General features: G+C 41.9%; 12 protein-coding genes. 11 read left to right on the top strand and 1 reads right to left on the bottom strand.

The features are described from left to right. Window positions 1-27 precede the first annotated feature (27 nt). The 8 genes from K1I94_RS08815 to K1I94_RS08780 all read left to right on the top strand — a co-directional run bounded on the left by K1I94_RS08815 (window position 28) and on the right by K1I94_RS08780 (window position 9,051). Window positions 28-987: a glycosyltransferase family 2 protein gene (locus K1I94_RS08815; RefSeq protein ID WP_223315095.1), complete on the top strand. Its 960-nt coding sequence runs from the start codon at window positions 28-30 to the stop codon at window positions 985-987. 5 nt (window positions 988-992) lie between these two features. After that, entirely contained in the window at window positions 993-1,916 is a 924-nt protein-coding gene (locus K1I94_RS08810; protein WP_002907804.1) for a LicD family protein, read from the top strand. Then, window positions 1,916-3,241, top strand: coding sequence for an O-antigen polymerase (locus tag K1I94_RS08805; protein WP_223315094.1), 1,326 nt, complete (start codon window positions 1,916-1,918; stop codon window positions 3,239-3,241). The genes K1I94_RS08810 and K1I94_RS08805 overlap by 1 nt, the downstream gene beginning before the upstream one ends. Further along, window positions 3,238-3,960, top strand: a complete 723-nt coding sequence (gene ispD / locus K1I94_RS08800) for a 2-C-methyl-D-erythritol 4-phosphate cytidylyltransferase (RefSeq protein ID WP_002894037.1) — start codon at window positions 3,238-3,240, stop codon at window positions 3,958-3,960. The genes K1I94_RS08805 and ispD overlap by 4 nt, the downstream gene beginning before the upstream one ends. Beyond that, window positions 3,941-5,026 carry an NAD-dependent epimerase/dehydratase family protein gene (locus K1I94_RS08795; RefSeq protein ID WP_223315093.1) on the top strand — a complete coding sequence of 362 codons (1,086 nt, stop codon included), beginning with the start codon at window positions 3,941-3,943 and terminating at the stop codon, window positions 5,024-5,026. The genes ispD and K1I94_RS08795 overlap by 20 nt, the downstream gene beginning before the upstream one ends. A 10-nt stretch (window positions 5,027-5,036) precedes the next feature. Then, window positions 5,037-6,446, top strand: coding sequence for a lipopolysaccharide biosynthesis protein (locus K1I94_RS08790; RefSeq protein ID WP_223315092.1), 1,410 nt, complete (start codon window positions 5,037-5,039; stop codon window positions 6,444-6,446). A 434-nt stretch (window positions 6,447-6,880) separates the two neighbouring features. Continuing rightward, window positions 6,881-7,903: a UDP-glucose 4-epimerase GalE gene (galE, locus tag K1I94_RS08785; protein WP_223315091.1), complete on the top strand. Its 1,023-nt coding sequence runs from the start codon at window positions 6,881-6,883 to the stop codon at window positions 7,901-7,903. 173 nt (window positions 7,904-8,076) lie between these two features. Beyond that, entirely contained in the window at window positions 8,077-9,051 is a 975-nt protein-coding gene (locus K1I94_RS08780; protein ID WP_223315090.1) for an acyltransferase family protein, read from the top strand. A 74-nt stretch (window positions 9,052-9,125) separates the two neighbouring features. Here the strand turns inward: K1I94_RS08780 and K1I94_RS08775 are convergent, their stop codons facing one another. Beyond that, window positions 9,126-10,001, bottom strand: coding sequence for an RluA family pseudouridine synthase (locus tag K1I94_RS08775; protein ID WP_223315089.1), 876 nt, complete (start codon window positions 9,999-10,001; stop codon window positions 9,126-9,128). Between the two features lie 177 nt (window positions 10,002-10,178). On the opposite strand from K1I94_RS08775, the gene pbp2a reads away from it, so the two are divergent. From pbp2a to secE, 3 genes are all read left to right on the top strand, one after another. Then, window positions 10,179-12,407, top strand: coding sequence for a penicillin-binding protein PBP2A (gene pbp2a, locus K1I94_RS08770; protein ID WP_223315088.1), 2,229 nt, complete (start codon window positions 10,179-10,181; stop codon window positions 12,405-12,407). A gap of 68 nt (window positions 12,408-12,475) precedes the next feature. Next, window positions 12,476-12,628 (top strand): 50S ribosomal protein L33, encoded by a 153-nt coding sequence (gene rpmG, locus K1I94_RS08765; protein WP_002894024.1) that lies wholly within the window; start codon window positions 12,476-12,478, stop codon window positions 12,626-12,628. 9 nt (window positions 12,629-12,637) lie between these two features. Further along, on the top strand, window positions 12,638-12,817 hold the full coding sequence (gene secE, locus K1I94_RS08760; protein WP_002894022.1) for a preprotein translocase subunit SecE: 180 nt from the start codon (window positions 12,638-12,640) through the stop codon (window positions 12,815-12,817). Window positions 12,818-13,097 lie beyond the last annotated feature (280 nt).

Raw genomic sequence — 13,097 nt, 5'->3', positions numbered from 1 at the left:
GATGAAAAGTTTAGGAAGGAGGGAGAAATGATTTCTGTCGTGATGGCGACCTATAATGGGGCGGAGTTTATTTTGGAGCAACTAGACTCTATCCGCACTCAAAAGCTGAAGCCTGATCAGGTCATTATCTGTGATGACTGTTCTACAGATCAGACAGTGGTACTAATCAAGGATTACATCACCAAGCACCAATTGACTGATTGGCAGCTGATTGAAAATCAGGAAAATTTAGGTCATTATCGAACTTTTATAAAATTAGCGAGTTTGGCTGAGCACGATATTGTTTTTTTTGCTGATCAGGATGATAAATGGCTGCCTGATAAAACAGCTGCCTTGCAGAAAGTACTGTTAGAAACAGACGCTGCTATGGTGTATGGCCAGTCTTACTTGATTGATCAAAATGGTCAGGTCATCAAGGAGCCCAAGGTTTCAGGAGAATGTCGAGAAAGAAATCTAGCTTGGCTTCTAAAAAAATGGCCGTCAGGTTATCAGACAGCTTTTAGAAAGTCGGTACTGACTGATATTTTGCAGCAGCAGTATACGGATTATCCTGGATTTGACTATCATGATGTTTTATTTGGTATGCTGGCTCCATTGTATGGAAAAGTTGTTTGCTTGGACCAGCTTCTAGATCAGCACCGCATTCATCAGGCGAATGTAACCCAGTCTGCGTCGTCGCTCAGTTTTAATAAAACAAGGTTATCTAGGATTGACTATTTACAGAAGGTCATCAGTCGCTATGAGTCCGTGCAAAAAATCGCAGAGGAGCGCCAGATTTCTGAGGCGGATCATCGCCAGCTTGCTAGGGCTTTGGCCTTGACCAATCTTAGACTGAAATTACTACAGTCTAGAAATCCATTTTGGGCTTTGGGCCTGATGTTTCAAATAAGGGAGTATCGAACAATAAAAGATTTCATCAGTGATTTGGTATACACCTACTCACTGAATGGAGTGGCTAGGAGATTATTGAAAAAGTTTGGGAGGTAAGAAAAATGAGAGGAACCAGTAAGATTGAATGGGAGTTGGCTTTGGGAGAACGCTTCAGCCCCATGTATCAGAAAATTACGGATGATAAATTAAAGGTTTTACAAAAAGCCTATTTACAAATGTATAAAAAATTTGATGCAGAGTGTCGTCGGCATCATATTCATTCCTACATGGTTGCAGGGACCTTGATTGGTTCTTTGCGACATGGAGGCTATATCCCTTGGGACGATGATATCGACTTGGTGATGTTCCGAGAGGACTACAATCGTCTGCAGGAAATCTTTGCGGACAGCGAGGACTTTGAGTTGATCTCTCCTGCGGATGCGACAGACAGTGTCTTTAAGGTGCTAAAGCTGCAGAGCAAGTCACTGACTTACTATGATGTTTTGGGAGAAGGTTTCAGTAAAAAGAAACATCTTTATCTTGATATGCTGCCAATTGACTTTGTCCCAGAGAATAACATGCTTCGCAAGCTCAAGGGCCTTCTATTCAGAGCCTTGGATTTGTCACACAATAGCTCACGCTGCTATACGAAGTTTACTCCGCATCTGACCTATATGGCTAAAGAATCCAAAGAACTCAGACAAAATCTTTGGATCAGAAGACTGATAGGCTTCCCTTCTTTTATCATGGGGCCGGCTAATATGTATAAGTTGATGGAAAAACTCATCCAGTCTAATAAGAAGACTTCAAAAATAACAATTGCTTATGGTGTAAAAGGTTATTTGGGAGAGACAATCGACTATGAAAGTTTCTATCCAGCTAAGAAGTATTCCTTTGAAGGCTATGAGTTCGATGGACCCAATGATGCGGACAAGTATCTGACCAATCGCTACGGTGATTACATGACACCGCCTGAAAGAAAAGAACAGACAGAACGTCATGTCAGACTGAGAGATAATTGGGTTGAATTAATAGAAGGAAGATAATGGTTTTTTTACTAATTTTGGGAGGCCTTTTCCTCTTGTTTTTGACAATCAAAACAGTAGGACGAGACTATGCTAACCCGGCTTTTATATATCTGGCAATATGGATGATAGCAAGCATTTTTACTGCATTTTATTCATCCAAATGGGGAGAGGGACTTTCTCTGATAACGGTCACTGTCATCTTTGTTGGAAATGCCATTTTTTTAATGGGAGTCCTCTTGTCATCGAATTTGTTTGCTGAGAGAAAGTTGGACGCCAAACCTAGTCAAATAAAGGTGAGTAATTTTTTCATTATTTTAGTTCTCTTGTTTTTGGCTTATGCGGTCAGGTTTATTTATTCCGATTTGCTTTACTTGGCGGCGCAGAGCAAGCAGGTACCTGGGGGATTGTTTAAAACCATTGAATTGGCTCGGCATATGACTACAAATTATGATTTCTCTCTTAGTCGCCTTAGCCTCAATTTGCTGCGAGTTAACTTTTCCTTAGGAATTGTTTTCTTCTACTTTTTCTGTGAATCTCTTTTTTCAGGAAAAGATGGCATTTTCTACAAGGGCAAGTTACTGCTGGTTAGTCTGATTTCTTTAGGTATTTCCCTTTTGTCTACTGGGCGTACGGAGTTGCTGGGCTTGGTTGCAGGCTATGCTATTGTATATATGTTGTTTTTCTCGAAGTATTATTCGTGGAAAGACAGCAGGTATGGTGTGAAGCTTTTTCGCTCTTTGCTGATAATTGGCTTTGTATTCCTTGTCTTATTTATGGCGGTTGGAACCTTTGTTCTCAATCGAGTGGATAGTCGGGCAGAGTTCGGAATTTTGGATAATTTGGTTAAATATATGGGTTCACCCATTCAGGCTTTAGACTATTATCTGAAAAATCCTACTCTTTATAGCGATAATCAAGTCTTTGGAGAAAATACTCTTATTGCTATCTATGGAACATTGAAATCCCTCGGTCTGTCTAGCCATGAGCTGACACCTTTCTTGCCTGTCGTTCATTTTAACGACGATAAAACCAATGTTTACACAATTTATTACTACTTTATCAAGGATTTTGGCTATTTCTCAGTCCTTATCTTTCAGCTTTTATATGGCTTCTTTTACGGAAGTTTTTACTATTCTATCAAAAAACGCTATTTCACCCCGCTAAAGGTTATTGTTTTCGCTTTATTTGCGTATCCTTTGGTCATTTCATTCTTTCAGGAAACGTTGCTGTCATTGGTGACAACCCATATTAATCGGATTATCTATGCTTTTGTGATTTATATGGCAGCTGATTTACTGAGTAGAGTACGATTTACAAGGAGAGGAAGGAAAGTATCGGTATGACGACATCAGCTCTGATATTCGCAGGCGGCACAGGCAGCCGCATGAATACCAAGACCTTACCCAAGCAGTTTTTAGAGTTGCATGGTAAGCCTATTATTATTCATACGATTGAGCACTTTGAAGACCATCCGGCAGTATCGGACATTGTGGTTGTCTGTGTAGACGGCTGGCTGGATTATTGCAGAGATTTATTAGCTCGATTCAATATTAAAAAAGTCAGTCAAGTGGTTCCTGGTGGAGAGACTGGACAAATGTCTATTTTTAATGGTCTATCTGTCTTACGGGAAAAGTACAAGAACGATGACGACTATGTGTTGATTCATGATGGTGTTCGCCCCTTGATTGACGGGGGAATCATTTCTAAAAATATTGAAGCAGCCAAAAAGTATGGGGCAGCTATTACGGTTAAGCCGGTTATCGAAACGGTCATTCAGGTCGACGAGGCGGATGTTATTAATCAGGTAATTGAGCGTTCCACTTGTCAGACAGCTGTCGCCCCTCAAACCTTCGCGCTTTCAAAGATTCACTCCCTACATTTAAAAGCTCAGGCAGAGAATCAGTTTGATATGACGGATTCTGCGACACTGGCTCGTTATTTTGGACTCCCTCTGCATACAGTCATGGGGGGCAGCGAAAATATCAAAATTACGACTCCCTCTGATTTTTATATTTTTAGAGCGATTTACGAAGCGCGTGAAAATGCACAAATTTTTGGTTGATATGGGAAATAATACAATTTTACAAAAGGATATGGAAGACCTAGCTGCTGTCAGTCCTATTCTCAGAGAACTGAGCAATGTTACAGTCTTGGTAACCGGAGCAACCGGACTTATAGGGAGACACTGCATTTCCGCTTTGATGGCTTTAAACGATTTGTACGATGCCAATGTCAGAGTAGTGGCCTTGGCGCGAAATCAGAAAAAAGCGGAAGATCTATTTCAAGATTTTTTACATAGTGAGAATCTGCAGCTAGTGTATGCTGACTTGCTGTCAGATTGGCAGATAGAGGAGGATTTGGATTATATTATCCATGGAGCCAGTGCGACGGACTCCTCTTTTTTCGTTAAGCATCCTGTGGAGACAATTGATCTAGCCATAAATGGAACGAAAAAACTGCTGGAGCTGGCTAAAAATAAGCAGGTTCGCAGTATGGTCTATCTCTCTTCTCTGGAAGTCTACGGGACGACAAATCCTGATGCTTCCAGCATTAGCGAGAAAGATTACGGTTATTTGGATCCAACCAGTGTCCGTAGCAGTTATTCGGAAAGCAAGCGCATGGCAGAGTCCTTGTGTGTAGGCTATTGTCATCAGTATCAGGTGCCAGTGAAAATGGCTCGTTTGTCACAAACTTTTGGCCCAGGTGTGAGCTATGAAGACAACAGAGTTTTTGCACAGTTTGCGCGTGCTGTCCTTGAAAAGAGAGATATTATCCTCCGGACTAAAGGGGAAACTGTTCGGAACTACTGCTATACCAAAGATGCCATTGAAGCCATTTTTTACATTCTGCTGAAAGGCCAAGCAGGTCAAGCTTATAATGTCGCCAATAAAGAGACGGCTATTTCCATTCGTGAGATGGCGGAAATGGTTATTGAACTAAGCGGTAGCAATGAAACAAAGTTAGTCTTTGATTTGGCAGAGGATGTGGAAAAGCTAGGCTATAATCCGACAGTCAAGATTCGTCTCAATACGGACAAGCTTGAGAGTTTAGGCTGGCAAGCTCATACTGATTTAGAAACCATGTTTTTACGTTTGATTGAGAGCATGGCAGCAGATAGGAAGGAATAGGAGGGCAAATTTGTCTGGTGGATTTAAAAAAATAGTAGCTAATTTTTCCTATGTTGTCTTGTCCAATTTGCTGACAGTAATAGTTTCTTCTCTGGTTGTCTTGATTTTACCTAAGATTATGGGTGTAGAGGAGTATGGCTACTGGCAACTCTATATTTTCTATTTATCCTATGCCGGTTTTGTTCATCTGGGCTGGGTGGACGGAATCTACCTTCGCTACGGTGGTTTGGAGTATGATGATCTGGATAAAGAAAAGTTTTTCTCTCAGTTTATCATGCTTTTGATCTATCTGACAGGGATTGGAATTTTATTTTTCTTAGGGACTTCTGCCTTTATTAGAGATGAGAGCAGTCGGTTTGTTTTTATACTTTTGGTTTATACTATGTTGGTCACCAATCTGCGCTTTCTCTTTGTGTACGTTTTGCAGATGACTAATCGACTAAAGGAAAGTTCTTATGTTGTCAGTGGAGACCGACTCCTCTATTTACTGCTCTTACTGGTCTTTATTTTCATGGGTTTCCGAGACTTCAAAATTATGGTCTATGCAGATTTGATTGGTAGAGTTGTTTCTCTTTTTTATGCCATGTATCTATGCCGAGATATGGCCCTGCGACCTCTCTATCAGTTTAAGCTTGATATACGGGAAACTGTTCGCAATATTGCTGTCGGAATCAATCTGATGCTATCAAATGTAGCCAGTATGCTCATTATCGGGACGGTTCGAATGGGGATTCAAAAGGTATGGAACATTGCTACATTTGGGAAAGTATCCTTGACCTTGAGCATTTCCAATCTGCTGATGACCTTTATCAACGCTATCGGTTTGGTCATCTTTCCAATTTTGAAACGAACGGACGAAAGCAAGTTGCCTAAGATTTACAATCAGTTGCGGAATGTCCTTATGGTTTTTATGTTTGGTGTTCTTTTGCTGTATTATCCCCTGAAAATAGCTTTGGACAGCTGGCTACCGGCTTACAGAGAGTCCTTGATATTTATGGCTCTGGTCTTTCCTATGTCTGTCTACGAGGGCAAGATGGCTCTGCTTATCAATACCTACTTAAAAGCCTTACGAATGGAGAGGCAGATTTTTAAAGTAAATGTTATTGCCATGCTTTTAAGCTTTGCTACTACCTTGATTTTTGCAGTTTTTCTGCGCAATCTGAATGCTACGGTTCTGTCTATCGTGCTGCTGCTGGCGACTAGGAGTATACTGGCAGAGCTAATCTTAGCCAAGAGGATGCAGATCGAAGTCGTCAAAGATATCTGGGTTGAGTTGCTAATGACGCTTGTATTTATTGCTTCGAATTGGTTTTTATCAGTTTATCTAGCTGCTGCAGCTTACGGATTTGTCTATCTGACCTACAGCATTTACAAATACAAAAGTTTGAAAGGTCTGCTCCAGCAATTGCGGGCTCGTTGATGCTCGAGAAATTATAAATAGTTTAACAATCTAAATGCTAAGCCCTGTCCGGGCTTTTTAGGTTTGTAATGTAGCGTTAGCATACAAAATTACTCTGGCTACAATTAGTTTGCTGAACCAGATATTGTATATAGTGGAAATGAAAGACAATTTTTCCAGTAACTTATTGCAGATTATGGTATTTTTTGATAATAATTAGAAATTAGCTAAAATAATTCCGTTCTTTATGCCTGAGAATATAAATGGTTTTGCAAGTTATTCTACCATGAAGAGATTCCAAAAGGCATCAGGAGAGCAGAGCTGCTAGGATAGCAAATTGGGCTAGTTTTTGGTATTTTAAGTAAGTGCAGAATTCGGCGGTCAACTATAGAAAGAGAAATACCTGTTAGTTGCAATAGTAAAATTAAAGAGAACTTTAGGATTGGCAAGAAGAGGTGTCCTATGAAAAAATTTTAGTTACAGGCGGAACGGGGTATATAGGAAGTCACATAGTGGTTGAACTAGCCGCAGCAGGCTATGGAGCTATTATCGTGGATAACTTTTCGAATAGCTCTCCAGAAGTGCTAGAGCGCTTAGAAACTATCACTGGTGTGAACATCCCGTTTTACAAGGGTTCGATTTCTGATAAAGATATGATGAACCAGATTTTCGAAGACAATCACATTGACGCAGTCATTCATTTAGCGGCCTATAAATCAGTAGAAGAATCGGTGCGGGAACCGCTAAAATATTACGAAAATAATGTCAGTGCTGGTATTGCTCTTCTTGAAGTTATGAAAGAGCATAAGGTAGAACATATCATCTTTAGCTCCAGTGCCACTGTCTATGGTATGAATCATGGTTCATCCTTGACAGGAGATTTATCTACTTCAGCTACCAATCCATATGGTTATACCAAGCTGATGATGGAGCAGATTTTGACGGATCTTGCTCTTGCAAATTCAGATTGTTCTGTAACCAATCTTCGTTACTTCAATCCAATTGGTGCTCACGAGTCTGGTATGATTGGTGAGGCACCAAATGGAATTCCTCATAACCTCATGCCTTATATTACCCAGGTTGCAGTCGGTAAATTACAAGAGCTTAGTGTTTTCGGAAATGATTATGATACGCACGACGGTACAGGAGTGCGGGATTATATCCATGTAGTCGATTTAGCCAAGGGCCATGTTTTGGCTTTGAAACATAATTTAGAAAACAAGGGAGTCGCTGTTTTCAATCTTGGCACAGGAATTGGCTATAGTGTGCTGGATATGGTTAAGGCCTTTGAAAATGTCAATGGTGTGAAAATTCCTTATACTGTCAAGGATAGGCGACCTGGAGATGTGGCGACCTGCTATGCCGATGCAAGTAAAGCGAATGACATTTTGGGCTGGAAAGCTGAGAAAACTCTCCAAGATATGATGCGAGATTCTTGGAGATGGCAAAGTTCAAATCCCAATGGCTATGAAGGCTAATGTAGAATATCAGTCAGGTGAATAAAACTCTTCTCTAATAGTGCAGTATATAAGAGCTGTCTTCTCCCTCAGGTACAAAACTTTTTAAAGAATGTCATCAATTGATATGTTTTTTAATGGGCATGTAATCTGGTCTTGATGAGCTGTAATAATAAACATGCTATAATGTCTGCATGAAGACTGAAAACACAACTTTGCACGCTTTTAAGGCCCTAGCTTGCTTTAGTATTGTTTCCTTACACTTTCTGCTGCCGGGGCAATTTGGCGTTTTTTATCAAATTGTGGCCCGCTTCGCAGTTCCTTTTTTCATGATGCTGTCGGGCTATTTTTCCTTTAATATTTCCAGAGATAAGGTCAAGTATCGTCTCAAGCAGATGCTTCTTTTGACAGCTGCCAGTCTCCTATTTTACACGATTGTGCATTTTGTTAATCTAGTGCTGACCAGAGAGTTAACAGAAAAGATGGTAGCTATAGATCTGTCTGATTTTGCAGACTTTTTCCTCTTTAACAGTCCCAGAGACTTGATTGGTTCGGCTGCTACACCGACCTGGTATTTGCTGGCTATCTCCTATATCTACACGCTTTATCTGGTTTTTTATAAGCATTTTCACCGCTTAACTAGCTTGGGTGTGTCATTGTTCTTGTTGATCCTGGCCTTTTGTATCGAGTTCAATACAGATAGCGAATTTTACTATCGCAACTTCCTGTTTATGGGTCTTCCCTTTTTCATTCTAGGGATGCAGTTTGCTAAGCATCGGGATCGGATTTTAGCCTACGACTTGTCTTCTGTCAGGAAATGGGCTATTGGCTTGGGAATAGCAGGCTTGATTTTACTTGAGTACTGTTTCATGGGTACGGAATATGACCTCTATCCCAGCACTCTTTTTTCATCCAGTGCAATTTTCTTCTATGCGGTCAGAAACGGGACTGATATTGATATTCCGATTTTGAATAATATCGCCAAGAGATATGCCACCATGATTTATATCATTCATCCTTTCATTATCTTCATTTTCAGGTCGATAATGCCTCGGAATACCATTTACAGTTTTGGCTTTTTTATCATTTTCTTACTGTCTTACTTGCTGAGCATAGCTTTTCAGAAAGCCATCAGGCCCAGACTTATCAGTGCACTTCCAGCTCGGTGATGTAAGCTAGCATAGCTTATCCTCGTATTCACTCCAAACCAAAAGCAACAGACCATACTGTTGCTTTTATTGGTCTATCTCGGCTTCAGACTGCTCAATACTTTTTCAAAACTGTCAGAGCGGGCTTCGACGGTGATTTTTTCTAGTGTAAAAGGGTGGGTGAAGGTCAGCCGATGGGCGTGGAGCATAAGCCGCCCTTTAGGCTGCGGATGATAAAGGGGGTCGCCGATAAGTGGGTGTCCGTGGTGAGCTAGATGAACACGGATCTGATGGGTGCGGCCAGTCTTGAGTTGGCATTTGACCAAGGCAGCCTGCCCAAATTGCTTGACCCTAGTCACATGGGTCTCTGCATAGAGTCCTTTTCGGGGGTCAACCAGCCGTTTTCTGCGATCATGGCGGTCGCGGCCAATCTTGTCTTTATAGATAAGCTTTTTGCTTGGGAACTTGCCTTGAACCAGAGCCCAATATGCGCGGTTGATTTCTCGCTTTTCCAGCAGTCGATTGAGGATGGGCAGGACAAAGGGATTCTTGGCAAAGAGGACAGCGCCGCTGGTTTCCTTATCCAGCCGGTGAACGACATAGCAGGTCTCACCGACGTAGGCAGAAACATGATTAAGCAGGGCCAGCTCTGTTGCTTCATTAGCATGGGTTTTCATACCCTCGGGTTTATTGACTATAATGAGGTGTTGGTCCTGGTAGAGCTCTTCTACGAGTTCGCCATTTCCAAGCAAGATTGTCTTTTGAGGATAATCCTCTTCATCAAATATCAGGCAGATGTCATCTCCGGGGTTAACCAAGGTCTGCCAGTTGATAGCCAGGCCGTTGACAGACACGTGCTTTTTGGTCCGCAGAAAGTGCCGAATTTTTCGCGGAATGAGAAATTGTTCTTCCAGCAGCTCTTTGACTGTCATGGCAGGCAGTCCATCTGGGATAGTGAGTGTAAATTTCATACACTTATTGTAGCAGAAAGCTATAACTTTGGAAATAGGCAGTGTCGGATAAGACTTGCTGCAGAGGGCTTTTAAACGGCTATTTAATATACCCTTTTTCTTAAAAATAACTAAAAATCAGACGGGAAATAGGGTACTTTCTTGTCTGCACCTAAATAAGGTGATAAAATAAGGTTTATGAAGAATTTAAAAGATTTGTTTGAAAAATTAGTAGATTATTTTACCATACAGAAACCTCAAAAAGAAGCAGCAGAGGAGGTAGAGCTGACAGAAGAGCAGGCTAAGTCTGGACTCAGCCGTTCGGGCAAGACCAAGAAGAAACCTCTCTCTCAGCACCCTATCCGTCGTTTTTGGCGCAGGTTTCATCTGACCAAGATATTCCTGATTCTCGGCTTGACCTTTGGTCTGGTGGTCGGTGGCTATCTCTTTTATGTGGCTAAGACGACCAATGTCAAGGATTTGCAGAATGCCCTCAAAGCTACCACGCTCATCTTTGACAAGGATGGTAATGAAGCGGGAAGCCTGTCTGGTCAGAAAGGAACTTATGTTGAGCTGACCGAGATTAGTCAAGACCTGCAGAATGCTGTCATCGCGACAGAGGACCGGACTTTCTATGAGAATGGCGGGATTAACTACAGTCGTTTTATCTTGGCTATTTTGACAGCTGGTCGCTCGGGTGGGGGTTCTACCATCACCCAGCAGCTGGCCAAGAATGCCTATCTGTCTCAGGACCAGACCATTGAGCGGAAGGCCAAGGAATTTTTCCTGGCTCTGGAAATCAATAAGAAATACAGCAAGCAGGAAATCCTGACCATGTACCTCAATAATTCCTATTTTGGGAATGGGGTCTGGGGTGTGGAGGATGCCTCTAAGAAATATTTCGGAGTTTCGGCTAGTCAGCTTAGTCTGGACCAGTCGGCTGTTCTGGCTGGTATGCTCAAGGGACCGGAGATTTATAATCCGCTGTATTCAGTTGAAAATGCGACCAATCGTCGTAATACGGTGCTGCAAAATATGGTTGCTGCAGGCTTTATCGATCAGGGGACGGCCGATCAGGCTGCCGCTGTAGGAATCGGTGGCCAGCTGGTTGATGCTTATGCCGGTAAGTCAGAAGACTATCGCTATCCATCCTATTTCGATGCGGTCATCAATGAAGCTGTCAATGACTACGGCTTGACTGAAGAAGAGATTGTTAATAATGGCTACCGCATTTATACTGAACTGGATCAGAACTACCAAGCCAGCATGCAGGTTATTTACAGCAATGTCTCTCTCTTTCCTGTAGCAGAAGATGGCACTATGGCTGAGTCGGGCAGTGTTGCCTTGGATCCAAAAACCGGCGGTGTGCGAGCACTAGTAGGGCGAGTCAATAGTGCAGAAGGCTCGACCTTCAGAAGCTTTAACTATGCAACCCAGTCTTCTCGCAGCCCCGGCTCTACTATCAAGCCCTTGGTTGCTTACAGTCCAGCCGTCGCTGCTGGTTGGCCGACAGATAAGGAGCTGGATAATACCAGAACCACCTTTGGCGACTATACTATCAACAACTACGGCAATATCCAAAGCTCCCCTAAAGTTCCAATGTATCAAGCCTTGGCAGAATCTTTGAACATTCCAGCTGTTTCAACTGTAGATGAGTTAGGCATTAACAAAGCCTTTGAGTACGGGAAAAAGTTTGGTCTGAATATGGACAAGGTTGATAAGACTTTGGGCGTAGCGCTAGGAAGCGGAGTTACGACCAATCCAATGCAGATGGCGCAGGCATATTCAGTCTTTGCCAACGGCGGTGTGATGAATGATGCCCATCTCATTACAAAAATTGAAAATGCCAGCGGTCAGGTTGTCAAGACCCATCGCCAAACCTCTACTCGGGTTCTTAATGGCTCGACTACTGACAAGATGAACAGCATGATGCTGGGGACTTTCTCGAACGGTACAGGTATCTATGCGGCTCCGTATGGTTATACAATGGCTGGTAAGACCGGTACGACTGAAACGGACTTTAACCCAGATCTATCTGGTGACCAATGGGTTATTGGTTATACGCCAGATGTGGTTATCAGCCAGTGGCTAGGCTTTCCAAAAACTGATGAGACCCACTATCTGACTGGGACCAGTGCGAATGAAGCCTCGACAGTTTTCCGAAATGTTGCCAATAGCATTCTGCCATATACAGAAGGAACTTCCTTTGAAGGGCAGAAGAATGCTTATGCTGCCAACGGCATTGCCCCTGTGGACACCTATGGTACCGAAGAAACGGGAACTACAACTGAAAACAAAGACTTCCTGCAGGACGTTCAGGACCGAGCTCAAAATCTGGTGGATGAAGCCAAGAAAGCCATTGATGACACTGGTATTCCTGAGAAAGCTAAGAATCTCTGGGATACTGTTACCAGCTGGTTTCAATAGGATTTAAAAGAGCTGAACGGCTTGTCAAAAGCATAGAATCCTGCTATAATAAGAAAGATGGAGGCGTTATGGCATTAAAAAAAGCGAGTCTAGCGTGTACAGTCTGTGGTTCTAGGAACTACTCGGTTAAGCTCAGTAGCACTCCAAAACCAACGCGTTTAGAAGTTAATAAATTTTGTAAGCATTGCAGTAAATACACCCTGCATAAAGAAACTAGATAGGAGATTGTTGTGAAATTCTTTAAAGATGTTTTTAAACTATTGAAAGATACAACTTGGCCTACCCGAAAAGAGAGATGGACAGATTTTATCTCTGTCATGGAATACACTGCATTCTTTGTGGTAATCATCTATATCTTTGACAAAGTAGTGGCAAGCGGTCTTTTCCAGATTCTGAATATTTTCTCTTAATGATTTAAGTAGAAATAAAAAAGTCTACAACAGGCATATTATTCAAAGTCCCACCTATTGTGAGTAGGTGGGACTTTTGACGTATGCACTTATTTATGCGCTGACAATTTCAGTCAGCTTCAAAAAATCAAATCTATCTATAATTCATCGTTTGAAATAAAAATTTCTCATACTAGACAACGCTGATTCAAGAATTTTTGGGCAGAATTGCAAGACTTTGATTGGTCAGGAAAATACTTATTAAATTCCTTTGCATTTGAGGAAATTATGGTATAATAGG

Source organism: Streptococcus sanguinis (assembly GCF_019929145.1).
Lineage (GTDB): Bacteria > Bacillota > Bacilli > Lactobacillales > Streptococcaceae > Streptococcus > Streptococcus sanguinis_U.
This window is presented reverse-complemented; position numbering and strand designations above follow the sequence as displayed.

What these genes read in the sequence shown, in the direction of transcription:
- pbp2a (WP_223315088.1), top strand. Translation starts at nt 10,179, where the DNA reads ATGAAGAATTTAAAAGATTTGTTTGAAAAATTAGTAGATTATTTTACC.
- K1I94_RS08805 (WP_223315094.1), top strand. Translation starts at nt 1,916, where the DNA reads ATGGTTTTTTTACTAATTTTGGGAGGCCTTTTCCTCTTGTTTTTGACA.
- K1I94_RS08810 (WP_002907804.1), top strand. Translation starts at nt 993, where the DNA reads ATGAGAGGAACCAGTAAGATTGAATGGGAGTTGGCTTTGGGAGAACGC.
- K1I94_RS08780 (WP_223315090.1), top strand. Translation starts at nt 8,077, where the DNA reads ATGAAGACTGAAAACACAACTTTGCACGCTTTTAAGGCCCTAGCTTGC.
- K1I94_RS08795 (WP_223315093.1), top strand. Translation starts at nt 3,941, where the DNA reads ATGCACAAATTTTTGGTTGATATGGGAAATAATACAATTTTACAAAAG.
- rpmG (WP_002894024.1), top strand. Translation starts at nt 12,476, where the DNA reads ATGGCATTAAAAAAAGCGAGTCTAGCGTGTACAGTCTGTGGTTCTAGG.
- K1I94_RS08775 (WP_223315089.1), bottom strand. Translation starts at nt 10,001, where the DNA reads ATGAAATTTACACTCACTATCCCAGATGGACTGCCTGCCATGACAGTC.
- K1I94_RS08815 (WP_223315095.1), top strand. Translation starts at nt 28, where the DNA reads ATGATTTCTGTCGTGATGGCGACCTATAATGGGGCGGAGTTTATTTTG.
- ispD (WP_002894037.1), top strand. Translation starts at nt 3,238, where the DNA reads ATGACGACATCAGCTCTGATATTCGCAGGCGGCACAGGCAGCCGCATG.